We start from the raw sequence: 23,234 nt of genomic DNA, 5'->3' as shown, positions 1-23,234 counted from the left end.
CTGCGTTTCAGTTCCGTGGGCCGTTCTCCCTCTCCCCCAGGCGCCGCTTTGCGCCCCTGCATGCCACAGGGTGTTCCAGCGGGCGAAGCCATGTTTCATTTTTCCGCCTTCGTCCCGCGAGGGGATAGGGGAGAAAAACACCGCTTGTTCGGAGGGGGCCGCTTTCTCCTTGCGCTCCGGCGTGTCCTGGCTCATCCCTTCTTCCCCACGGTTTGCAGCGCGTTCCGCGCCGCGGTGATGCGTGCGTCCAGCTCGGCCGCCCAGTAAACCTCGATGTGGTCGCGCAGCGGATTGCTCACCGGCGCCGCGGCTTCCTCGCGCGTTGCGCCCGGCGTGCGTTCCGGGAAGGCGAAGGTTAGGCGCAGGTCGGCGTCGGCCTGGGTGGCCTCCGGGATGGGGGGCGCGGAGAGCAGGGCGCGCGCTGCGCGGATGGCGGGATGCTGCTTCAGTCCGGCGGCCTCGGCGCGGTGCACTTCGGCCCACAGCCCGGCCAGTTCGGCGTGGCGGCGCACCAGGGCGCTTTCGAACAGCGCGGCGACCAGGCCGTGGCGGGCGCGGGCGAGCTTGCCGTCGTAGCCGAGGTTGCCGGCGGCGAAGGGCTGGGCGGGCAGTTCCGGGTGGGCGTCGTACAGCGCCTTGCGCACCGGCAGGCGGCGCACGTCCGGGTGCATCAGCAGGCCCTGGCCCTGGGCGGAGAGGACGAAATCGACGAAGGCGCGGGCGTTGGCCGGGTGCGGCGCGTCGGCGAACACCGCGACCTGGGCCGGGTTGTAGGCAGTCTTGCGCGGGTAGGCGAAGCCCATGGGCGCGCCGTTGGCGATGGCGGTGGCGGCGAAGAAATCGATGGTCATGCGCGCCGCCTTGCGGCCGCTGGCGACTTCGTCGGCGGCGGGCGTGTTGTCGCCGCTGCCGCCGAAATCGGCATTGCCGGCGATCTCGCTGAGCAGGGCCCAGCCGCGCTCCCAGCCGTAGCCCTGCAGCACGGTTTCGATCAGCACCGGAGCGAAGCCGATGCGGCCGGGGATGGGAACCTGGATGAGACCGGCGTAGGCGGGATGGGCGAGGTCCGCCCAGTCCCGCGGCGCCGGCAGGCCGAGGCGGCGCACGGTGTCCTTGTTGTAGGCGATGCCGTGGCCGGCGAGTTCGAAGGCGGCGAAGTAGTCCTCGGGATCGGAGATGGGGCTGCCGCCGATGTTGCCGGGCAGTGCCTTGTGGTCCAGTTTCAGGCGGGCGAAGCGGCCTTCCTCGCGCAGCGCGGCGAAGTTGCCCGGCGCCGGTGTCCAGTAGACATCCACCTCGCCCCGGCTGCGCTTGAGGTAGGCCATGGCGTCGGCCGACTGCCGCCACAGGATTTCCACCCGCTTGCCGGGGTACTGGCGCTCGAAGGCGGCCTGGAAGCGCACGGTGAGCTCTTCCGGGTAGCTGGTGAGCACCACCACCTTGTCGATGGCTGCGCCGGCGGTAGCGTGGCTGGCCGGATGGGTTACCGCCGCATCTGCCGCGATCGCGCCTGTCGCGCCCAGCGCCAGCCCGGCCGCGAGGGCCAGGCCGGCGAGGCAGCGAAGGGCGTCTTTAAATGAAATTCGCATTTCGCCCTCCGTGGATCAGAACTGCAGCCGGGTGGCGAGCACGAAGTTGCGGCCTTCCTGCGGGTAGCCATCGACCACTTCGTAGTTCTTGTCCAGCAGGTTGCGGCCGGTGAGGGAGACGTCCCAGCTCGGTGTCAGCTTGTACTCCAGCTTGAGGCCGAGCAGTTCGTAAGCGCCGGTCTGGGTGTAGCCGGTGCCCACCGCGCGGCTGGACCAGCGGCTGTCGCTGATTTCCAGGCTGGGAATCACCGTCAGCTTCTCGACCGGCCGCCACTTGGCATAGAGGAAGCCCTTGTTGCGCGGGGTGGTGGTGAGGCGGGCGGTGGAGTCGTTGGGATTGTCCACATCGGTGTCGATGTAGCTGTAGTTGCCGCCGACTTCGAGCTGGTGGGAAAGGCGGGCGGTGAGGCTGAGTTCCAGGCCCTGGAAGGTGGCCTTGCCGACGTTCTGGCTCTGCGAGTAGGTGTTGCCGTTGTAGAGGATGTTCACTGACTGGATGGCGTCATCCACTTCGCTGTGGAAGAGGGCTGCGCTGCCCTGTACGCCCGGCAGTATCTGGTCAGCGATGCCCAGTTCCAGATTGAGCGCGCGTTCCGGCTTCAGCCAGGGGTTGGAAAGGGCGCCACCGAAACGCGAGGAGAAGCGCTCGAACATGGTGGGGAAGCGGGTGCGGTCGGAGGCGGAGAGATGAGCCTTGCCGGTGTCGCTGTAGCGATAGATGACGGCGGCCTGGTAGTTGGTGGCCCAGCTATCCGAGCGCGGCTGGTCGAACAGCACGTTGCTCGCATATTCCTCTGCCTTGCGCGAGAGGCGCGCGTCGCGGCTGATGCCGGCGACTAGGTCCCATTTTGGCGTGATGTGCACCGTGTTCTCGAATGCGGCGGAGAAGACTTCCTCGGTGGTCTCCTGCTTGGGCTCGGTGAATCCACTGCTATGAGTCAGCTGCCATTCCTTATGCTGGTCACGCCGCCAGTACACCGCTGCTTTCATCGTGTTGTAGGGAACGAGGTCGGTGCCGAACTCCACGCTGACGCCGCTGGCGTTGTCGTCGTAGTAGCTGGTCCAGTTCTTCGCGCTCAGGCTGGCGTTGGTGTAGGCCACCAGGTCGTTCTCGAACTTGTTGTAGTAGGCCTTGGTATTGAGATAGCTCTTGCTGCCGAGCTGGGTGTGGGACAGCCAGTACAGGCTCCAGGTATCCCACGTCGGCCAGTCCCAGGTGCTGACGGGTGAAGTGCCGGTGACCGAACCGGCGCCGTGCTTCTCGCCGCTTTGCTTGACGAAGTTGAGGGAGTACTCGTCGGTGGCGTTCGGCGTGAGTGCCGCCTTGAGGTTTACGCGCCAGTCCTTCTTCGAGGTGTTGTTCCGCTCACCTTTGTCCTGTACGGCGGTGGGCTTGAAGTCGTCGGAGAGCGACCAGGAGCGCGAGTCGCGCTGCTCCACGCTGCCCTGCACGTAGTACATCTCTTGCCGGCTGCCGATACTGGCATAGGTGGTGTTGCCGTTGTAGTCGCCGTCGTTGGAGAAAGCGGCCGAACTGCGCAGCTCCGCTTCGAAGGGCTTGACCGGCTTGCGGGTGACGAGGTTGATCGCACCGCCCATGCCGTCCGGCCCGTTCAGCACCGAGACGTAACCCTTGGAGACCTGGATCTCGGCGAGATCGGGCGTCAGGAAGCGGTCGAAGTCGATGCGGTTGTCGGCCGGCAGGTAGAGGCGGATGCCGTCCATCATCAGCGGTACTTGCCAGCGATCGAAGCCGCGCACGCTGATGACCGTTTCGTTGCGCTGACCCGAGCCGGGAGTGGTGGCCACGCCAGGGATCAGGTTGAGCGCTTCCGGCAGGCTGTCCCGGTTGAAGTCCCACATCTGCTCGCTGCTGACCGTAGCGGTTCCAAGCGGGGTTTCGTCCTCCGGGGCCGCGGTTACGGTGATCTGGCCCAGGGTGAAGACTTTCTTGTCGGCGGCAGAAGTGCTTGCTTCGGCGGCAAGGGCCGAGCCGGAAAAGCCCAGGGCGATGGACAGTGCCAGCAGGCTGAGACAGGGGAGACGATTCATGCTTGTTGCTTCCTTGAGGAGGGTGGCCAACATTCGGGGCAGGCTGGTTGCGGGGCGTGCCACGGATTCAGTGCTGGTTGCGCAATATATGTACCAATACAGCGAAGGGCGAGTGCCTTCCCGACCGGATGTTGCCTGGTCGCATGTCGATTTCATTCTCATGAAGGCGCGGCGCTTTTCCGCCCTGGGCGGACGGTGATCAGCAATCCATGCAGGAGAGGCTGGTCGAATTCCTATGTCTTATGGACAGGTGTCGGCCTGCGCTCACGCCTGCGTCCGCAGCTGGCGGGAAGCTGACATTCTAATCACATCGTTGTTAACTTTGTTACATAACGATGGAGGTGTTCCTATCGGGAGTCGTAGCGGAAAGGTTGGGTTTCAGCGCGCTGGAATGGGTTTCGAGCGCGGCTTTCCGCTTTCCTTTGGCGAGATCAGGCGGCAAGAATGCAAAAACCCGCTGTCACCAGCAGGTAACAGCGGGCTAGGCAGAAGGCGGGGAGCCCCTGGCGAGCGGCCTTACTGACCCGAGATCTTGGGAAACACCGCCTCGCGGATCTTGGCCTCGGTGAGCGCGGGCGCGCAGCACTCGATGAAGCGCAGGGCGTAGCCGCGCAGGTAGTGGCCGCGGCGCAGGGCGACGCGGGTGGTGTTGAGTTCGAACAGGCCCTTGCCGTCGATCAGCGTCAGGCCGGCGTCGCGCTGGGGATGGAAGGCCATGGCGGCGATGATGCCGACGCCCAGCCCCAGCTCCACGTAGGCCTTGATCACGTCCGCGTCCAGCGCCGACATGACGATGTCGGGCACCAGCCCGGAGCGGGCGAAGGCGGCGTCGATGCGGTTACGGCCGGTGTAGCCCTCGTGGTAGGTGATGATGGGGTACTCGGCCACCGCGTCCAGCGTCAGCGGGTTGAGGCGGGTCAGCGGGTGGTCTTCCGGCACCACCAGGGCGTGCTGCCACTGGTAGAAGGGGAAGGTGACCAGGTCGTCCTCGTCGCCCAGCGCCTCGGTGGCGATGCCGATGTCCACCTGGCCGCCGCGCAGCAGGGAGACGATCTCCTTGGGGCCGCACTGGTGCAGTTCCAGGTGTACCTTGGGAAATTCCTGCTTGAAGCGCGTCACCACCGGCGGCAGGGCGTAGCGCGCCTGGGTGTGGGTGGTGGCGATGGCGAGGTGGCCCTTGTCCTTCTGCGCGAACTGCTCGCCCAGGCGCTTGATGTTCTGGGTGTCGAGCAGGATGCGTTCGACGAAGGGCAGCAGCTCCTTGCCCGGCTCGGTGAGGCCCAGCAGGCGCTTGCCGCGGCGGATGAAGAGCTCGATGCCGAGCTCGTCTTCCAGGTCCTTGATGTGCTTGGAAACGCCGGATTGCGCGGTATAGAGCGCGTTGGCCACCTCGGTGAGGTTGAAGTTGCGCTTCACCGTTTCGCGCACGATGCGCAGCTGCTGGAAGTTCATGATCAGGCTGCCTCGCGCGGGAAGACGCGCAGTTGGGAGGGCACCAGGCGTACCCGCTGGCCCTCGGTGAGCGCCAGCTCGGCCAGGCGCTCGCGGCCCAGCACCACCTCGTAGTGGCGCGGCTGGCCTTCGGTGCCGGCGATGGCGTCCAGTTCCACCCGCACGCTGGCGCCGAAGGCCAGCACGCGGGCAACGGTGGCCTCCACGCCCTGGGGCGAGGCGAGGTCGGTGACGATGTCCAGTTCATGCGGGCGGGCGAAGCCGACCACGTCCACGCCGTGGGCGGCGTCGCGGCCGTCGTGCGGCAGCACCGCCTCGCCGACGCGCACATGCTCGCCGTCCACCCGGCCGTGGAAGAGGTTCACCGCGCCGAGGAAGCCATAGACGAAGGGCGTCGCCGGATGCTCGTACACCTGCTGCGGGGTGCCGACCTGCTCCACCTTGCCCTTGTTCATCAGCACCACCCGGTCCGCCACTTCCAGTGCTTCTTCCTGGTCGTGGGTGACGAAGATGGAGGTGACGTGCAGCTCGTCGTGCAGCCGCCGCAGCCAGCGCCGCAGCTCTTTGCGCACCTGTGCGTCCAGCGCGCCGAAAGGCTCGTCCAGCAGCAGCACCCGCGGCTCCACCGCCAGCGCGCGGGCCAGCGCGATGCGCTGGCGCTGGCCGCCGGAGAGCTGGGCGGGGAAGCGGTCGGCCAGCCAGTCCAGCTGCACCAGCTCCAGCAGGCGATGCACCCGCTTCTTGATCTCCGCCTCGTTCGGCCGCTCCTTGCGCGGCTTCACCCGTAGCCCGAAGGCCACGTTCTCGAACACCGTCATGTGGCGGAACAGGGCGTAGTGCTGGAACACGAAGCCCACCTGGCGCTCGCGCACATGGGTGCCGGAGGCATCTTCGCCTTCCAGCACCACGCGGCCGGAGTCGGCGGTTTCCAGCCCGGCGATCACGCGCAGCAGCGTGGTCTTGCCGCAGCCGGAGGGGCCGAGCAGGGCCACCAGCTCGCCGGTGGGAAAGTCCAGGGAGACCTGGTTGAGGGCGGTGAAGGCGCCGAACTGCTTGTGGATGTTTTCGACCTGGATGCTCATGGCGGACTTCCTTATTCGCTTTCCCTGGACTGCTGGCCGGCCTTCCACTCGATGAAGGACTTCAGGCCCAGCGTCACCAGCGCCAGCAGCGCCAGCAGGGAGGCCACCGCGAAGGCGGCGGCGAAGTTGTATTCGTTGTAGAGGATTTCGACGTGCAGCGGCATGGTGTTGGTCTGGCCGCGGATGTGGCCGGAGACCACGCTGACCGCGCCGAACTCGCCGAAGGCGCGCGCGTTGCACAGGATCACCCCGTACAGCAGGCCCCATTTGATGTTGGGCAGCGTCACCCGCCAGAAGGTCTGCCAGCCGGAGGCGCCGAGCACGGTGGCGGCTTCCTCCTCCTCGCGGCCCTGGGCTTCCATCAGCGGGATCAGCTCGCGGGCGACGAAGGGGAAGGTGACGAACACCGTCGCCAGCACGATGCCGGGCACCGCGAAGATGATCTTGATGTCGTTGGCCGCCAGCCAGCCGCCGAACCAGCCGTGGGCGCCGAACAGCAGCACGTAGATCAGGCCCGCCACCACCGGCGACACCGAGAACGGCAGGTCGATCAGCGTGGTGAGGAAGTGCTTGCCGCGGAACTGGAACTTGGCGATGCACCAGGCGGCGGACACGCCGAACACCAGGTTGAGCGGCACCGCGATGGCGGCGGTGATCAGCGTGAGCTTGATCGCCGACAGCGCATCTTCGTCCGACAGCGCGGTGAGGTAGGTCACCCAGCCCTTGCGCAGCGCCTCGGTGAACACCGCCACCAGCGGCAGCAGCAGGAACATGGCAAAGAAGGCCAGCGAGATGCCGAGGAGGGTCCACTTCACCCACGGGGTTTCGCGGGTGGCGGCATTGTTTTCGTAGCGGCGGGCGTCGGCCCGGCCGTGCAATACGCCTGCGGCAGCCATCAGCGGTTCCTCCCGGTGCGCTTGGCGCTCCACGCCTGGAGCAGGTTGATGACGAGCAGCAGCGCGAAGGAGAACACCAGCATGACGGTGGCGATGGCGGTGGCGCCGACGTAGTCGTACTGCTCCAGCTTGGTGATGATCATCAGCGGGGTGATTTCCGACACCATCGGGATGTTGCCGGCGATGAAGATCACCGAGCCGTACTCACCCACCGCGCGGGCGAAGGCCAGCGCGAAGCCGGTGAGCAGCGCCGGCAGCAGGATGGGCAGGATGACCTTGGTGAAGGTCTGCCAGCGCTGCGCGCCCAGGCTGGCGGCGGCTTCTTCCAGCTCCGTCTCCAGGTCTTCCAGGATGGGTTGCACCGTGCGCACCACGAAGGGCACGCCGATGAACACCAGCGCCACCAGCACGCCTAGCGGGGTGAAGGCCACCTTGAGGCCCAGCGGTTCCAGGATGCTGCCGACCCAGCCGTTGCCGGCGTACAGCGCGGTGAGGGCGATGCCGGCCACCGCGGTGGGCAGGGCGAAGGGCAGGTCCACCAGAGCGTCGATCAGCTTCTTGCCGGGGAAGGTGTAGCGCACCAGCGCCCACGCCAGCATCAGGCCGAACACCGCGTTGATGCCGGCGGCCAGCAGCGAGGCGCCGAATGAGAGCTTGTAGCTGGCGACCACGCGCGGTGCGGTCACCACCGCCCAGAACTCGGACCAACCCAGCGTCGCCGTCTTGAGAAAGACCGCCGACAGCGGGATCAGCACCAGCAGCGACAGGTAGACCAGCGTGTAGCCCAGCGACAGGCCGAAGCCGGGCAGCACGCGGGTCTGCCGCGTCGGGTTGAACAAGGTGGCAGCGGACATCAGCGATTCACCACGATCTGGTCATAAACGCCGCCGTCGGCGAAGTGCTTCTTCTGCACGTCGTTCCAGTTACCCAGCAGCTGTTCCACGAAGAAAGCCTTGATCGGCGGGAAGCGGTCGGCGTTGGCCTTCAGCACCGCCTCGGAGCGTGGCCGGAAGAAGTGCTTGGCGATGATCTTCTGGCCTTCGTCGGCGTAGAGGAAGTCCAGGTAGGCCTTGGCCTCGGCGGCGGTGCCGCGCTTGGCGACCACGCTCTCCACCACCGCCACCGGCGGGCTGGCGTCGATGGTGATGGAGGGATAGACCACGTCGAACTTGCCGTCGCCCAGTTCCCTGGCGATCTGCGCGGCCTCGTTCTCGAAGGTCACCAGCACGTCGCCCAGGTCGCGCTGGGTGAAGGTGGTGGTGGCGCCGCGGCCGCCGCCATCCAGCACCGGCACGTTGCGGAACACCTTGGTGACGAAGTCGCGCGCATCCGCCTCGGAACCGCCCTTGGCGATCACGCTGCCCCAGGCGGCCAGGTAGGTGTAGCGGCCGTTGCCGGAAGTCTTCGGGTTGGGAACGATGACCGACAGGCCGGGGCGGGCGAGATCGTTCCAGTCCTTGATGCCCTTGGGGTTGCCCTTGCGCACCAGGAACACCGAATAGGTGGTGTAGGGCGTGGCGTCATGCGGGAAGCGCTTGCGCCAGTCGGCGGCGACCAGGCCGCCGCGCTCGACCAGGATGTCGATGTCGGTGGACTGGTTCATGGTGATCACGTCCGCCTCCAGGCCGGCCGCGACCGACAGCGCCTGTTTGCTTGAACCGCCGTGGGACTGGTTGACGGTGACTTCCTTGCCGGTCTTGGCCTTGTACCAACTGGTGAAGGCCGGGTTGATGTCCTTGTACAGCTCGCGGGTGACGTCGTAGGAAACGTTCAGCAGCGTGGTCTGGGCCTGCACGGCAGGCGCGATCAGCAGGGCGGCGAAGCCGGCGGCGGCGATCAGGGAACGGAGACGCGGTTTCATGCATAGCCTCTTTGTATGGGGTTCGCGCAAGGCTATTGCGGGGGGGAAAGAACAGGAATTGATATGGCGGAATTTCCATAGACTCAAATGGGAATAAGCCTTGGCGGGTGGTGGCGGAACTCCACCGCACGGCTTACGAACTTCATAGGAAACAGGGGCTTGTGGATCCCGCGGCGGCGGCGGGGTGGAAATGAAGAAAATCTGCGAAGAAAATCGCTTTCATTGATATGGGGCGATGGAGCCGGGCAAGGCGCTTCCTGGCGCGCAACTTGCACAGCCTTCCCGCAGGATCGTGAAAACGTGCTTGCCCGGCGGTCTGTGCGCGCGTGACCGCCCAGCTTCTCCGCACCTGCGTCCGCTTCACGACAACATCGCCCCTTGCCTCAGGAAACCGCCATGTCCGCAAAGCTCGAAACCCTGTCCGACGAGAACCTCAGCGAAGAAACCATCGCCCGCCTGGTGCAGGTCTTCTACGACCGCGCTCGCCTGCACGACGAGCTCGGCCCGCTGTTCAACGCCGCCGTCGGCGACTGGGACCACCACCTCGGCATCGTTGCCGACTTCTGGTCGCAAGCCCTGCTCGGCACAGGCCGCTACAAGCGCCACGCCTTCCCGGTGCACATGAACCTGCCCATACAGCGAGAGCACTTCGACCACTGGCTGGCGCTGTTCCGCGAAGCGGCGGAGGAAGTGCTGCCGCCCAACGCGGCACGCACCGCCATCGGCCGCGCCGAGTTCATGGCCGAGAGCTTCCGCGCCGGGCTGTTCCCTTTCGATACCCCGCTACCGCCCCGCAGCGGTGGCTGAGCGGCGCGGTGTCGGCAAACGGTGTAGGCAGCCGCCACTGGCGGGGCGCCCCCTCTCCCCAGCCCTTCCCCGCGACGGGGGAGGGAGCACGGCAAAACCCGCGGTGCGATCAACCCGAGCCTCCCCCTGCAGGAGGGAGCAAAGCAGCACCCGCGCTGCGATCAACCCATCTCAGCCGTTCTGCCGCAAGGGCGCCCTTCGCCCGCGAGCCGGCCCGGCAGGAGGCCTGACATGCTGAAAGTCGACAACCTCAACCAGTACTACGGCGGCAGCCACATCCTGCGCGGCCTCTCCTTCGACGTGCCGTTGGGCAGGGTCACCACCCTGCTGGGGCGCAACGGCGTGGGCAAGACCACCCTGCTGAAGACGCTGATGGGCCTGGTGCCCTCCGCCAGCGGCGCGATTTCCTTCGATGGCCGGGACATCACCCGCGCCCCGTCCTACAATCGGGTGCGCGCCGGCATCGGTTACGTGCCCCAGGGCCGGGAGATCTTCCCCCGCCTCACGGTGGAAGAGAACCTGCTGATGGGCCTGGCCACCCGGCCGCGCGGCGAAGCGGTACCGACCCGCATCTTCGAGATGTTCCCGGTGCTCAAGCAGATGATGGGGCGGCGCGGCGGCGACCTCTCCGGCGGCCAGCAGCAGCAGCTCGCCATCGGTCGGGCGCTGGCCTTCGGCCCGCGGCTGCTGATCCTGGACGAGCCGACCGAGGGCATACAACCCTCCATCATCAAGGACATAGAGCGCGCCATCCGCGCGCTGGCGGCCACCGGCGAGATGGCCATCCTGCTGGTGGAACAGTATTACGATTTCGCCAAGTCGCTCGCCGATCACTACCTGGTGATGGAGCGCGGCGAGATCGTCATGCGCGGCGAAGGCCGCAACATGGACGCCGACGGCGTCCGCGAGGCGCTGGCCGTGTAAGGCTCCCGGCGCTTCGCTCGACTAGGAGAAAGACGTATGGCGAGCGGATGCGCCTGGGATTCACTGGATGCCCACCTGTTGCGCGTGCTGCATGTGCTGCTCACCGAAGGCAGCGTGTCCCGCGCCGCCCGGCGCCTCAACCTCTCGCAGCCGGCGGTCAGCACCGCGCTGAAGCGGCTGCGCGACATCACCGGCGACAAGCTGCTGGTGCGCTCCCGCGGCGGCATGACGCCCACCGAGCGCGGCGCGTCGCTGCTGGAGCCGGTGCAGATCGCGCTGGAGCAGCTGGAGCGCATCGCTGCCGGCCCCACCGGCTTCGATCCCGCCACCTCCCGCCGCAGCTTCAACCTCGCCACGCCGGACTACCTCAACGCCCTGCTGCTGGGCGAGGTGGTGGCGGATGTGCACCGGCTGGCGCCCCATGTGCAGGTGGCCTTCCACTCCATGACCCGCAGCACCGACTACCCCGGCGCGCTGGAGGCGGGCGAACTGGACGTGGTCATCGGCAACTGGCCCAACCCGCCGGACCATCTGCGCACCACGCCGCTGTTCGATGACCGCCTGGTGGTGATGATGCGCGCCGGCCACCCGCTGTCCGGCGCACCGCTGACGATGGCGGACTGGCTGGGCGCCGAGCATGTGGTGCCCACGCCCTACTCGGTGGGCCAGCGCGGCGTGGTGGACGTCTTTCTCGCCCGCGAGCGCATGCGGCGCAACATCGTCGCCCAGGTGCCTTATTTCCACATGGCGCCCTACATGCTGCTGCAGTCCGACCTGGTGTTCACCGCGCCCAGCCGCTTCGCCGCCCAGTACGCCGAGTTCCTGCCGCTGGCGCTGGCCGCCGCGCCGGAGGAGCTCCCGCCCATGGCCTACTACCTGCTGTGGCACGACCGCAGCCACCATTCGGAGGAATGCCGCTGGTTCCGCGAGCGCATCGTGCGCATCGCCCGCGGCGAGGCGGTGCCGGCGCTGGGGAGGAAGGCCGCCTAGCGCAGCCGGGCGGCGTTTTGCTCTGCGGGGGCGGGGAGGGCGCTGCGGCGCCCTTCGTCTTTGCCGTCGCGGCAAGGCGGGGCCCGGCGGCTGGGCGCCGCCTTGCCCCGCACGCTCAGCGGCACAGCGCGGTCGCCGCCGCCTCCCAGGCGGCCTTCTCGGTCGCATAGTCGAAGGAGTACAGCACGGTGATGCCGTCCGGCAGCAGGTTCTGCAGCGCCGGGCCGCAGCGGCCGCAGGGGCTCATCTCGATATAGACGCCGACGATGGGCAGCAGCCCCGAGGTGTTGCCGCTGCGGGCGATCGCCTCTATCGCCTGGCACAGGCCGGACAGTTCGCCGTGGTACTTCACCCATTGGTTCTTGTAGGGCGAATACTCCAGGTCGTTCTTCATCTGGCTGAAGCCGGTCTGCAGGCCCATCTGCTGACCGGTGAAATAGGCCACCCCTGCCCAGCAGGAGTGCGGGCCTATGCCGGGATGGATCTGGCTCATCTTCTTGGTCTGCAGGGTGACCCGCACCAGCTCGTTGTCGGCGTTGAGGTCGTAGGGGACTTTGCTCAAGGTGATCATGGCGGCTCCTGAAGTTGAGGCAGGGGTTGTCAGCTCCAACATAGGAGGGGCGGCGCGCGATGTCGAATGAATGAAGGGCCGCCGGTCGGGTTGGCGGAGAGCGAGGCGGGGCGGGGGCTGGCTCCGGCTTGGGCTTGCGTGCGCCGGCGCGGCCCTGGCGGGCGGGCCGGAAAGCTGACAAAAGCTTACATCCGACGGGCTATGTGAGCGAGGTCACACCCAGGCGGTAAAAGGCTTTTAGCCTTGATTAGGCGCAGTTCCTGCCTATATCGCCGGTGTTAGGATTGCGCCCAACTCGCGGGCCTTTCGCTTCGCGGAAGTCTCGGAGAAAGCAGCATCGTGAAGCGTCTTTGGAACGCAATCTGTCAGCACATCGTTGCGCCCACCCAGTTGAGCAGCGACCAGTTTCCCCGCCTGCTGGCGCCCTTCAACCGCTCGCCGCAGCTGCGCCGGCATGCCGCCGCGGTCATCATCGCCCGCGTCCAGCTCATCTGCGCCCTGTTCGCGGTGCTGGTGCCGCTGTGGGCGGTGGTGGACCTGCTGGTGTTCGAGTGGCCGGTGGCCTGGCCGCTGGTGCTGATGCGGCTGGCTTCCGCCGCGGTGTTCGCCGCGCTCGCCTGGCCGCGTGGCATCTCGATGGAGCGCCCTTACCTGCAGGCGATGGCGATGCTGATCACCATGATGCTGGTGCCGCCATTGTTCTACCTCGCCTCGCTGCAGGTCATCGACGTCTCCCAGCTCACAGGCTGGCCGCGGCTGGTCGGCGAGCTGTACGGCTTCATGCCCACGGTGGTGCTCGGCGGCCTCGCCATCTTCCCGCTCACTGCGCTGGAGGCGTTGTTGCTGTCGCTGCCGGCGATCGCCATGGCGGTATTCGGCATGGCCGCCAGCGGCCTGGAGTTCTCCCTGCAGCAGCACGGCGCCGCGCTGTGGTTCATGCTGCTGATGCTGGGCGTGGCCATGTTCTCCGGCATGAGCCAGACCCACTACATGGAAAGCCTGGTGCACAAGGCGATGACGGACCCGCTCACCGGCGCCTTCTCCCGCCGCTCCGGCGCCGAGGCGCTGGAGCTGATGTTCCGGCTGTCGTCCATGTCCTCCCGCCCGCTCACCGTGGTCTTCTTCGACCTCGACCACTTCAAGGCCATCAACGACGGCTACGGCCATGACGCCGGCGACCAGGCGCTGATCGCCCTGGTGCAGACCCTGCGCGGCATTCTGCGCCGCGGCGACGTGTTGGCGCGCTGGGGTGGCGAGGAGTTCGTCGCCGTGCTGCCGGACATGCCGGTCGCCCAGGTGCCCGCCTTCCTCTCCCGCCTGCGCGCCGCCGGCCTGGGCATCCGCCCCGACGGCAAGCCGCTGACCGCCTCCATCGGCGTCGCCGAAAGCCTGGTTGACGGAGTCGGCGACTGGGCCAAGCTGGTCGACCTCGCCGACCAGCGCATGTACCGCGCCAAGCACGAAGGCCGCGACCGGGCGGTGCTGCCGGACGGGGCGGTGATCGGGTTTTCCGCCGCCTGAGCTTCATCGGCCCCGCCGCGGGCAAAGAAAAGGCCACCCAGGGGGTGGCCTTTTTCACGACCAGCGCTGCGGGCAGGCTTACAGCGCCCCGTTCGGATTCCGGTGTGCCCAGCCGGTCAGCCGGCGTTCGGCGAAGGCGAAGAGCTCGTACATCACCACGCCCATGATGCCGATGACGATCAGGCCGGCGAACACCAGCGCCATGTCCATCGACGAGCTGGCGGCCATCATCAGGTAGCCGATGCCGAGGTTGGAGGCGACGGTTTCCGAGATCACCGAGCCGACGAAGGCCAGCGTGATGGCGACCTTCAGCGAGGCGAAGAAGTAGGGCATGGCGCGCGGCAGGCCGACCTTCTTCAGGATGTCGAAGCGGGAGGCGCCCAGCGAGCGCAGCACGTCTTCCAGTTCCGGCTCCAGCGTCGCCAGGCCGGTGGCGACGTTGACCACCACCGGGAAGAAGGAGATGAGGAAGGCGGTGAGGATGGCGGGGATGGTGCCGATGCCGAACCACACCACCAGCACCGGCACGAAGGCGACCTTGGGGATGGAGTTGAAGCCCACCAGCAGCGGGTAGAGCGCCTTGTAGATGACCGGCGAGGAGCCGACCGCGGCGCCCAGCACCAGGCCGACGACCACCGCGATGCCAAAGCCGGCCAGGGTGGTGAGGAAGGTCTGGGTGGCGTGCATCATGATCGGGTCCCAGTGCGTCAGCGTGGAGCGCCACACCGCGGACAGGGAGGGGAACAGGAACTCCGGCACCTGGAAGCCGACGACCACCGCTTCCCAGATGAGGCCGAGCGCGAGGATGACCAGCCAGGGGGCGAGCCGGATGAGGGTTTTCTGCGACAGCATGGGGATGTCCTCCGGGCTCAGGATTCGCGGATGTGGCCGATGTGCTCGCGCAACTCGTGCACATAGGCGGCGAAGGGTTCGGTGTAGGTGACTTCGAGGTCGCGCGGGCGCGGCAGGTCGATCTCGCGCTTCACCAGGATGCGCCCCGGGCGCTTGCTCATCACGTAGACGGTGTCGGCGAGGAAGACCGCCTCTCGCAGGTCGTGGGTGACCAGCACCACGGTGAAGGGCTCTTCCTGCCACAGGTCGCGCACCATGCACCACAGCTCTTCGCGGGTGAAGGCGTCCAGCGCGCCGAAGGGCTCGTCCAGCATCAGCAGGCGGGGCTTGTGGATGAGGGCGCGGCAGATGGAGGCGCGCTGCTGCATGCCGCCGGAAAGCTCCCACGGGAATTTGTTCTCGAAACCGGCGAGGCCGACGCGCTTCAACAGCGCGCGCGCCTGCTCCTCGTACTCGGCGCGCTTGGCCCGCAGGGTGGAGCGATAGGGCTCGACGATCTCCATCGGCAGCATGACGTTCTGCAGCGTGGTGCGCCAGGGCAGCAGGTTGGAGGCCTGGAAGGCCATGCCCACGCACTTCTGCGGGCCGCCGACCTCGCGGCCGTCCACATAGACATAGCCCTTGCTCGGCGGCTTGAGGCCGGTGACCAGTTTCATCACGGTGGACTTGCCACAGCCCGAGGGGCCGACGAGGGAGATGAATTCGTTTTCGCGGATGCTCAGGCTGACATCCTCGATGGCGAAGGGGCTGCCCGGCTGGTAGGCGAGGCTGACGTTCTCGAAGCGGACAAAATCCATGATGTGTTCCGCCCGGCGCCGCGGGTGAGGCGGGCCGGGCGTCCTCCTTGTCGTTTCGGGTGACTTACTTGACGGCGCGGTCGGCGGCGGGCGGCAGGTAGGCGGAGGTGAACAGCGCGGCGGCGTCCGGCGTGGCGGGCAGGCCGAAGGCGGCAACCACATCGGCAACCGAGCGCTTCAGGCGGGCTTCGTCCACCGCGCCCAGGCCCAGCCTGGTGCTTTCGGGCGTGACCACCACCATGTCCATCGCCATCTTCAGGCGGCGGGTTTCCAGCGCCACGTTGATCAGCGGATCGCGTTCCTTCACGTAGGCGACCGCGGCTTCCGGGTTGGCCAGGGTTTCCTTAAGCGCCTTGTTGAAGGCGCGCACGAAGCCGGCCACCGCCTGCGGCTTCTCGGCCAGGAACTTCGGGCTGGCGATGATGGCGTTGCCGTAGAACTCGACGCCGTGGTCCGGGTACTTCAACGCCACGATGTCCTCGGTCTTCACGCCGCGGGCCTCCAGGTTGAGCACGCTGGTGAAGTAGAAGCCGGTGATGCCGTCCACATCGCCGCGGGCGAGCAGGGTTTCGCGGATGGCCGGCTCCACCGTCTGCCATTTCACCGCGTCCAGCGCCAGGCCGTTGGCCTTGGCGAAGGCCGGCCAGGCCTTGCGGCCGCCGTCGAACACCGGCGCCGCCAGGGTCTTGCCCACCAGGTCGGCCGGCTTGGTCACGCCGGACTTCTTCAGCAGCACGATGGCGGCCGGGGTGCTGTTGTAGACCATGTAGACGCCCTGGATCTTGGTGCCGGGCGTCTTGGCTTCCTGTTCGATCAGCGAGTTGAAGTCGGCGAAGCCCATTTCATAGGCGCCGGTGGCGACGCGGGTGACCGCGCCGGCGGAGCCGTTGCCGGCGTCGATCTCCACGTCCAGGCCCTCGGCGGCGAAGTAGTTCTTCGCCTTCGCCAGCAGGAAGGGGGCCGCCGGGCCTTCGAAGCGCCAGTCCAGGGTGAACTTGATCTTCACCGGGTCGGCGGCGTGCGCGGCGCTGCCGGCGAAGGCCAGCGCGGTGGCGGCGCAGAGGAAAAGGCGGCGGGAGATGGAGGTCTTGCGGGTCATGAGCTGCTCCGTTTGCATGGATGGATCGGTTTCGGCCAAGCAATTGGCAAGCGCCGTGCCACCGCAAAGGGGCATAAACCGTGGATTATCGCGCCCGATCGGGGTGCTTTGCGTTCCCTCCTGGTGCGTGCGCCGGGACGGTGCCCGTAACGACTTGTTTCAGCACGTTTTTGCAATGCACCGAAGTTGGGCGGCAATGGCATAAATGCGCCAACAAAGGGAATGCCGATTGAATATGGAGGAAAGGATATTTCTTTTATAAACAGAAGGATGTGTATTGGGTGTCTTATACGGCAAACGTAATACCCATTATTCGCCAAAGCCCTTTCGGCTCCTGTTAGCGTCTAAAAAAGCGCGGCAATCCGGTGCGCAGCAGCATTCACAGCAGACCACTCAGGAGTCCCATCAATGAAGTCCTCCCCCACCCGCGGCAAGAAGCTGGCGCTCGCCTGCGCCATCGCCGCTCTGCCCGCCCTCGTGCCGAATGCAGCCCAGGCCGCCACCTGGAGCGATACCTTCATCGGCTACCGCTTCGGCACCGATTTCCGCGAGCCGAACAACCGCGACGAGGTGCGCAAGCATGTGCTGCAGCTGACCCACTCCAGCGGCTACTCGATCGGCCAGAACTTCGTGAACCTGGACGTGCTGCAGTCCGACAGCAAGGACCCGGCGAGCGGCAGCGACAGCGGCGCCACCGAGTTCTACCTGACCTACCGCCACCAGTTCCACTTGGGCAAGATCTTCGAGAAGGACATGTCCTTCGGCCCGGTCAAGGAAGTGGCGCTGACCGCCGGCTTCGACCTCAACACCAAGAACACCCGCTTCGCGCCGCGCAAGCGCCTGCTGGTGGTCGGCCCCACGCTGAAGTTCGACGTGCCGGGCTTCCTCGACCTCAGCCTGCTGTACGGCCGCGAGCAGAACCACTGTGGCCTCGGCTCCCCCGCCTGCCCGAAGAGCGACATCACCTTCGATCCGCAGTGGATGGTGAGCGCCGCCTGGGGCATCCCTTTCCAGGCCGGCCCGGTGCCGCTGAAGTTCCAGGGCTTCATCAACTACAACAGCGAGAAGGGCAAGGACTACGCCGGCGTGAAGACCAAGGCGGAAACCCTGATGCGCACCTCGCTGATGGTGGATGTGGGCCAGATGGTCAGCGGCAAGAAGAACACCTTCCTGATGGGCGTGGGCTACGAATACTGGAAGAACAAGTTCGGCAACCACAGCAATGCCGCCGGCGTGACCAAGCCGGGCATAGATACCACCGCGCCGACCTTCCAGATGGAATGGCACTTCTGATTCTCCGTGCTTGAGCGGAGCTGGGTGCGCGGGCTGCGTACCCTCGCGCCGGACCGGCTCCCTCCCGCCGCGGAGGAGGGCGGTCCGGCGCCTTCTTTCCTGCTGGCGCGGCGGCCGCCGCCGGGCCGGGGCGCCGGCCGGCAAGGCTGCCGCATGCAATTGGGAAATCAGGAAATTTCCCCGGTTTGTACGGACTTTCCCCGATAAAACGTTAGCGGATAAACTGCCCGGCTTCTGTCGGCCGCAGGCGCAAGGGCGCGTCTGCGCAGCTGGTGCCGAACAGGGTGGGAGGGAGGCCTCCCGTTCACGAGGAATCCCGATGCACCGTCTAACGTTCCGCCGCCTGCGTTACCTCCTGGCCGGCGTGTTCTTCTTCTTCCTGCTGTTCGCCTTGCTGCGGGCAGGCTTCTATATCTGGTCGTCCGAAGTCACCCTGGGCGAGGGCACGCACGCCGCCGAGGTGCTGAAGACCCTGGGCGTGGGGCTGCGCTTCGACCTGCGGCTGGCCATCCTGCTGATGCTGCCGCTGGCGGTGCTCGCCATCCTGCCGCGCGTCAACCTCGCCACCTCGCGGCCGCTGCGCTGGCTGGGCCGGCTGTGGCTGCTGGTGGCCAGCCTGGCGGTGACGCTGATCTACATCGTGGATTTCGGCCACTACCAGTACCTCGGGCTGCGGATCAATTCCAGCATCCTGCGCTTCTTCTCCGATGCCCAGATCTCCGCCGACATGGTGTGGCAGAGCTACCCGGTGGTGTGGCTGACGCTGCTGTGGCTGGCGGCCGGCTTGTTCATCTTCGGCGTCATGCTGGCGCTGGAGAAGCGCACGCTGGACCGCCCGCCACGGTCGGTCGGCACGCTGCCGGTGGCGCTGGCGGTGGTGGCCACCGTGGTGCTGGGCTTCCTCGGCATCCTCGGCCGGCTGGAGGACATCAACCCCCGCAACCCGGTGCCGCTGCGCTGGGGCGACGCCTTCTTCTCCGGCAGCACCCAGGTCGGCGCTCTCGGCCTCAACCCGGTGATCTTCCTGTGGGACACGGTGCGCACGCCGCTGGAGCGCTACGACATGGCGGCGGTGCGCGAGTACTACCCGGAGGTGGCGAACTACCTCGGCGTGGAGGCTTCCGCTGCCGGCGCCGCGCAGCCGCGCTTCGACCGCCACATCGGCGTGCAGCCCCATCGCCTCCAGCGCGAGCGCCCGCCCAACGTCGTCTTCATCATGCTGGAGTCCTTCGGCGCCAGCGTCACCGGCATCCACGGCAACCCGCTGGACCCGACGCCGCACCTCGACTCGCTGGCGCGCCAGGGCTGGTTCTTCCCCAACCTCTACGTGCCGGTCACCGGCACCGCCAAGACGGTGTGGGCTACCGTCACCGGCATTCCGGACGTGTCCCGCGCCGAGAGCGCCACCCGCAACCCCTTCATCGTGCCGCAGCACACCGTGGCCAACGCCTTCCGCGCACATGACAAGTTCTACGCCATCGGCGGCAGCGCCGGCTGGGCCAACATGAACGCGCTCATCGTCAGCAGCGTCGATGGCATCAAGCTCTACGAGGAAGGCCACTGGAAGTCCAAGAACGCCGACGTGTGGGGCGTTTCCGACCTCAACATGTTCAAGGAAGTGGATGCGATGCTGCGCGACATGCCGCGCGACAAGCCCTTCTTCGCCTTCATCCAGACCGCCGGCAACCACCGCCCCTTCACCATTCCGCCGGATAGCGACGATTTCGAGGTGAAGCGCATCAGCGACGCCGAGGCCGATCCCGCCGGCTTCCGCAGCGCCGACCAGTACAACGCGGTGCGCCTGCAGGACTACAGCGTCGGCCGCTTCATCGAGATGGCGAAGAAGAGCGGCTACCACGACGACACCATCTTCGTGCTCTACGGCGACCACAACGGCCGCATCTCCCAGCTGCCCTTCATGCCGCCCGCCTACGAGGCGCTCAACCTGGAGAGCCTGAACGTGCCGGCGGTGATCTACGCGCCCAGGATGATCGCCCCGCGCGTCACCGCCGAGGCCACCAGCCTGCTGGACCTGCTGCCCACCGTGGCCGGCCTGGTCGGCGTGGAATACACCAACACCACCATGGGCCGCGACATCCAGCTGCCGGCGCCGGAAGGCGAGCGCGCCGTGCCGGTGGTGCTGCGCGAGGGCAATTTCCCGCTGATCGGCGTCGTCACCCAGCATTACCTGGTGCAGATGAACGCCGACGGCAGCAGCGCCTCCATGCACGAAATCGCCTCCAAGACGCCGCTGGACAACGTCGCCGAGGCCAACCCGGCGGAGTACCAGCGCCTCTACCGCCTCGCCCGCGGCCTGCATGAAGCTGCCCGCCTGATGCTCTACAGCAACAAGGTGGAAGACAGCTCGCAGGCGGTGCCGGTGCACAGCCCGCTGCCGGACGCGGCCCCGCACGGCGCGCATTGAGCGCCGCCCGATGAGCACTGGCACAAGAAGATGAGCCAAGGAGATGGCATGACGGACAGGCACGGCGCAGAGGCTTCGCCGCTGGGGCGCACGGTCAGCTACCGCGACACCTATGCGCCGGAGCTGCTGTTCCCCATTCCGCGCCAGTTGAAGCGGGACGAGCTGGGCCTGCGCGAGGATGCGCTGCCCTTCGTTGGCGCCGACCTGTGGAACGCCTACGAGCTGTCCTGGCTGAATCCGCGCGGCAAGCCGGTGGTGGCGCTGGCCCGCTTCCGGGTGCCGGCGGAAACGCCGCGGCTGGTCGAATCCAAGTCGCTCAAGCTCTATCTCAACGCCTTCAACCAGCACGTTTTCGCCGACCATGAAGCGGTGGCGGCCACCATCGCCGCCGATCTGTCCGCCGCCGCTGGCGGGGCGGTGGGCGTGGAGGTGGCGCCGCTGTCGCGGCGGCCGCAGCGCGCCTTCGGTTATCCGGAAGGCGTCTGCCTGGACGAGCTGGACGTCGCCATCGACCGCTACCAGCCGGCGCCGGAGCTGCTCTCGGCCGGCGGCGCCGAGGTGGCGGAAACGCTGTACTCCCACCTGCTGAAATCCAACTGCCTGGTCACCGGCCAGCCGGACTGGGGCATGGTGGCGCTGCGCTACCGTGGGCCGGCGATCGATCGCGCCGGCCTGCTGCGCTACATCGTCTCCTTCCGCGGCCACAACGAATTCCACGAGCAGTGCGTGGAGCGCATCTTCTGCGACGTGCTGGCGCGCTGCCAGCCGCGCGAACTCTCCGTGTGGGCGCGCTACACCCGCCGCGGCGGGCTGGACATCAACCCCTGGCGCGCCACCTCGCTGGCGCTGGCGGCGGATGAACGCATGGAAGTGCGGCAGTAAGAGGCCGCGGGCAAGGCAGCAAGCGCCGGCCGGGACGCCGGGGCATGGGCAAGGGCGGGGCATGAAAGGCCGCGCAGGCACCGGGCTGGTGCGCGCATCGCCGTCATCGAACCGCCATGTCTCCGGCATCACCATGCAAGTGCTGAAACCGTCGGGATAAAGCCGCCGGCAGCGAACTGGAATGCCAATTGCTAAAACGAAAGTCATGAACGCCGTCGTCGAATGCCCCAGCCTGACCCCGTCCGTGCGCGGCTGGCAGGCCGAGCTGCACCTGGGTTTCCGCCGCCGCGGCGACCGCAGCGTGCTGGCCGAGCGCCGCCACGTCGGTCCGCTGGTGGTACAGCGCGCGCTCTACCCCGAGGGCGACGAGGTGTGCCATGCCATCGTCGTGCATCCGCCGGCCGGCATCGTTGGCGGCGATACGCTGGCGCTGAACGTGGACGTGGGCGCCGGCGCCCACGCGCTGCTGACCACGCCGGGCGCCGGCAAGTGGTATCGCAGCGAGGGCCGCGTCGGCCGCCTCAGCCAGCGCATCGCGGTGGCCGAAGGCGGGGTGTGCGAATGGCTGCCGCAGGAGAGCATCGTTTATGAAGGCGCGGTCGGCGAGCTGCTGACCGAGGTGGCGCTGGCGGGCGACGCCAGTTTCATCGGCAGCGAGATGAGCTGCTTCGGCCGCACCGGCTCCGGCGAGAAATTCAGCCGCGGCCAGCTCGCGCTGGCCACCCGCATCCGCCGCGACGGCAAGAGCCTGTGGCTGGAGCGCGGCCGGGTGGAGGGCGGCGGCGGCCTGATGGAGTCGCCGGTCGGCCTGGGCGGCCATCCGGTGGCCGGCACCCTGCTGGCGGCGTCGCCGCGGGTGGATGGCGAGCTGCTCGCCGCCTGCCGCGAGATCGTGCCGGCGGTGGGCGAGGGCGCGGTCACGCTGCTGCCCGGCCTGCTCGTCGCCCGTTACCTCGGGCCGGGCTGCGAGCCGGGGCGCATCTGGTTCAACCGCCTGTGGGCAGTGCTGCGGCCGGCCCTCGCCGGGCGGCCGATGGCGATCCCGCGCATCTGGAATACCTGAATGGAACACACGAGGACTAGCGTATGGAATTGACTCCGCGCGAGAAGGACAAGCTGCTCATCTTCACCGCCGGCCTGCTCGCCGAGCGCCGCCGCGCCCGCGGCCTCAAGCTCAACTACCCGGAGGCGGTGGCGCTGATCACCTGCGCCATTCTCGAAGGCGCGCGCGACGGCCGCACGGTGGCCGAGCTGATGAGCTTCGGCACCACCATCCTCGCCCGCGAGGACGTCATGGACGGCATCGCCGAGCTGATCCCGGAGATCCAGGTCGAGGCGACCTTCCCGGACGGCACCAAGCTGGTCACGGTACACAATCCCATCGTCTGACAGCGCGGGCGGCGTCGCGCCGGCTGGCGCGGCCTGCACGCAAACGTTCGCGGCGCGGCCGCGGGAGGTTGCGATGCACGAAGCGGAAGTGGAACGGAAGGAGCTGGAACGGGCGAGCCTGCTCTCCCGCCTCAGATTGCAGCTGCGCCGGCGCGGTGCCAGCCTGGACCCGGCGGCGCTGATCGATCCCGCCCAGGCGGAGCAGGTGCTGGCCGCGCTGGAGGCGGATGGCGACGACATCGTGCGCGAGCTGGCCGGCCGCCTGCGCCAGCTGCTGCAGGCGCCGCAAGCGCAGCCCGCTCCGCCGCCGGCCGAAGCCGCGACCATCATGCCGCCGCCGGCAGACGCGCAAGCGAACAAACCCGCCGCCCGGACGCAGGTCCGGGACTACCGCTACGGTGCCCGTGGCGGTTGGGGCGTACAAGGATAAGAAAGGAGCAAGCACATGATTCCGGGTGAACTCATCCCCGCGGCCGGCGAGCTGGAGCTGAACGCCGGCCGCGTCACGCTGACCCTGTCGGTGACCAACACCGGCGACCGCCCGATCCAGGTCGGCTCGCACTACCACTTCGCCGAGACCAACGCCGCGCTGGATTTCGACCGCAAGGCCGCCCGCGGCTTCCGCCTCAACATCGCCGCCGGCACCGCGGTGCGTTTCGAGCCGGGCCAGGCGCGCACGGTGGAGCTGGTGGCGCTGGCCGGCGCGCGCAAGGTGTATGGCTTCAACGGCGACGTGATGGGAGCGCTTTGAG

23 protein-coding genes are annotated in these 23,234 nt (G+C 67.5%); 11 read left to right on the top strand and 12 right to left on the bottom strand.

The window, feature by feature from the left end; genetic code table 11:
- The 8 genes from GRF61_RS24565 to GRF61_RS11770 form a co-directional block, all read right to left on the bottom strand.
- Window positions 1-195: hypothetical protein (locus GRF61_RS24565; RefSeq protein ID WP_211165911.1), on the bottom strand; the 195-nt coding region annotated here is incomplete at its 3' end.
- Window positions 192-1,589 (bottom strand): extracellular solute-binding protein, encoded by a 1,398-nt coding sequence (locus GRF61_RS11800; RefSeq protein ID WP_169150853.1) that lies wholly within the window; start codon window positions 1,587-1,589, stop codon window positions 192-194. The genes GRF61_RS24565 and GRF61_RS11800, both read right to left, overlap by 4 nt.
- A gap of 15 nt (window positions 1,590-1,604) precedes the next feature.
- Entirely contained in the window at window positions 1,605-3,641 is a 2,037-nt protein-coding gene (locus tag GRF61_RS11795) for a TonB-dependent receptor (protein WP_169150852.1), read from the bottom strand.
- Window positions 3,642-4,157: 516 nt separating this feature from the next.
- Window positions 4,158-5,093 (bottom strand): CysB family HTH-type transcriptional regulator, encoded by a 936-nt coding sequence (locus GRF61_RS11790; protein WP_169150851.1) that lies wholly within the window; start codon window positions 5,091-5,093, stop codon window positions 4,158-4,160.
- 2 nt (window positions 5,094-5,095) lie between these two features.
- Window positions 5,096-6,175, bottom strand: coding sequence for a sulfate ABC transporter ATP-binding protein (locus GRF61_RS11785; protein WP_169150850.1), 1,080 nt, complete (start codon window positions 6,173-6,175; stop codon window positions 5,096-5,098).
- An 11-nt stretch (window positions 6,176-6,186) separates the two neighbouring features.
- Window positions 6,187-7,071 carry a sulfate ABC transporter permease subunit CysW gene (gene cysW, locus GRF61_RS11780; protein WP_169150849.1) on the bottom strand — a complete coding sequence of 295 codons (885 nt, stop codon included), beginning with the start codon at window positions 7,069-7,071 and terminating at the stop codon, window positions 6,187-6,189.
- Window positions 7,071-7,925: a sulfate ABC transporter permease subunit CysT gene (cysT, locus tag GRF61_RS11775; RefSeq protein WP_169150848.1), complete on the bottom strand. Its 855-nt coding sequence runs from the start codon at window positions 7,923-7,925 to the stop codon at window positions 7,071-7,073. Before cysT ends, cysW begins: the two co-directional genes overlap by 1 nt.
- Entirely contained in the window at window positions 7,925-8,932 is a 1,008-nt protein-coding gene (locus GRF61_RS11770; protein WP_169150847.1) for a sulfate ABC transporter substrate-binding protein, read from the bottom strand. The genes cysT and GRF61_RS11770 overlap by 1 nt, the downstream gene beginning before the upstream one ends.
- Window positions 8,933-9,328: 396 nt before the next feature.
- Between GRF61_RS11770 and GRF61_RS11765 the strand changes: the two genes are divergently transcribed.
- The 3 genes from GRF61_RS11765 (at window position 9,329) to GRF61_RS11755 (ending at window position 11,653) form a co-directional block, all read left to right on the top strand.
- On the top strand, window positions 9,329-9,739 hold the full coding sequence (locus GRF61_RS11765; protein ID WP_169150846.1) for a group III truncated hemoglobin: 411 nt from the start codon (window positions 9,329-9,331) through the stop codon (window positions 9,737-9,739).
- 231 nt (window positions 9,740-9,970) lie between these two features.
- Window positions 9,971-10,663, top strand: coding sequence for an urea ABC transporter ATP-binding subunit UrtE (urtE, locus tag GRF61_RS11760; protein WP_169150845.1), 693 nt, complete (start codon window positions 9,971-9,973; stop codon window positions 10,661-10,663).
- A 36-nt stretch (window positions 10,664-10,699) separates the two neighbouring features.
- Window positions 10,700-11,653 carry a LysR family transcriptional regulator gene (locus GRF61_RS11755; RefSeq protein ID WP_169150844.1) on the top strand — a complete coding sequence of 318 codons (954 nt, stop codon included), beginning with the start codon at window positions 10,700-10,702 and terminating at the stop codon, window positions 11,651-11,653.
- Between the two features lie 115 nt (window positions 11,654-11,768).
- On the opposite strand, the gene GRF61_RS11750 is transcribed toward GRF61_RS11755, so the two are convergent.
- Window positions 11,769-12,224, bottom strand: coding sequence for a hypothetical protein (locus GRF61_RS11750; protein ID WP_169150843.1), 456 nt, complete (start codon window positions 12,222-12,224; stop codon window positions 11,769-11,771).
- 339 nt (window positions 12,225-12,563) lie between these two features.
- On the opposite strand from GRF61_RS11750, the gene GRF61_RS25180 reads away from it, so the two are divergent.
- The gene (locus GRF61_RS25180; protein ID WP_169150842.1) at window positions 12,564-13,745 is read left to right on the top strand and encodes a GGDEF domain-containing protein; all 1,182 of its coding nucleotides are present in this window, start codon (window positions 12,564-12,566) and stop codon (window positions 13,743-13,745) included.
- A 78-nt stretch (window positions 13,746-13,823) separates the two neighbouring features.
- Here GRF61_RS25180 and GRF61_RS11740 read toward each other — a convergent pair whose 3' ends face one another.
- The 3 genes from GRF61_RS11740 to GRF61_RS11730 all read right to left on the bottom strand — a co-directional run bounded on the left by GRF61_RS11740 (window position 13,824) and on the right by GRF61_RS11730 (window position 16,493).
- Window positions 13,824-14,597, bottom strand: coding sequence for an ABC transporter permease (locus GRF61_RS11740; protein ID WP_169150841.1), 774 nt, complete (start codon window positions 14,595-14,597; stop codon window positions 13,824-13,826).
- Window positions 14,598-14,614: 17 nt separating this feature from the next.
- Entirely contained in the window at window positions 14,615-15,394 is a 780-nt protein-coding gene (locus GRF61_RS11735; protein ID WP_169150840.1) for an ABC transporter ATP-binding protein, read from the bottom strand.
- A gap of 64 nt (window positions 15,395-15,458) precedes the next feature.
- Window positions 15,459-16,493, bottom strand: coding sequence for an ABC transporter substrate-binding protein (locus GRF61_RS11730; RefSeq protein WP_169150839.1), 1,035 nt, complete (start codon window positions 16,491-16,493; stop codon window positions 15,459-15,461).
- A 408-nt stretch (window positions 16,494-16,901) separates the two neighbouring features.
- On the opposite strand from GRF61_RS11730, the gene GRF61_RS11725 reads away from it, so the two are divergent.
- From GRF61_RS11725 to GRF61_RS11695, 7 genes are all read left to right on the top strand, one after another.
- The gene (locus GRF61_RS11725) at window positions 16,902-17,786 is read left to right on the top strand and encodes an outer membrane protein OmpK (RefSeq protein WP_169150838.1); all 885 of its coding nucleotides are present in this window, start codon (window positions 16,902-16,904) and stop codon (window positions 17,784-17,786) included.
- 319 nt (window positions 17,787-18,105) lie between these two features.
- Window positions 18,106-20,211 (top strand): LTA synthase family protein, encoded by a 2,106-nt coding sequence (locus GRF61_RS11720; RefSeq protein WP_169150837.1) that lies wholly within the window; start codon window positions 18,106-18,108, stop codon window positions 20,209-20,211.
- A 48-nt stretch (window positions 20,212-20,259) separates the two neighbouring features.
- Window positions 20,260-21,093, top strand: coding sequence for an NADPH-dependent 7-cyano-7-deazaguanine reductase QueF (queF, locus tag GRF61_RS11715; protein ID WP_169150836.1), 834 nt, complete (start codon window positions 20,260-20,262; stop codon window positions 21,091-21,093).
- 205 nt (window positions 21,094-21,298) lie between these two features.
- Window positions 21,299-22,156 (top strand): urease accessory protein UreD, encoded by an 858-nt coding sequence (locus tag GRF61_RS11710; protein ID WP_169150835.1) that lies wholly within the window; start codon window positions 21,299-21,301, stop codon window positions 22,154-22,156.
- 23 nt (window positions 22,157-22,179) lie between these two features.
- Window positions 22,180-22,482, top strand: coding sequence for an urease subunit gamma (locus GRF61_RS11705; protein ID WP_169150834.1), 303 nt, complete (start codon window positions 22,180-22,182; stop codon window positions 22,480-22,482).
- Between the two features lie 73 nt (window positions 22,483-22,555).
- The gene (locus GRF61_RS11700) at window positions 22,556-22,912 is read left to right on the top strand and encodes a hypothetical protein (protein ID WP_169150833.1); all 357 of its coding nucleotides are present in this window, start codon (window positions 22,556-22,558) and stop codon (window positions 22,910-22,912) included.
- Between the two features lie 15 nt (window positions 22,913-22,927).
- Window positions 22,928-23,233: an urease subunit beta gene (locus GRF61_RS11695; RefSeq protein ID WP_169150832.1), complete on the top strand. Its 306-nt coding sequence runs from the start codon at window positions 22,928-22,930 to the stop codon at window positions 23,231-23,233.
- Window position 23,234: the final 1 nt, after the last annotated feature.

Source organism: Azoarcus sp. TTM-91, from assembly GCF_012911025.1.
GTDB lineage: Bacteria > Pseudomonadota > Gammaproteobacteria > Burkholderiales > Rhodocyclaceae > Azoarcus.
Note: the sequence above shows the minus strand (reverse complement) of the source record. Positions and strands in the feature narration are given on the sequence as shown.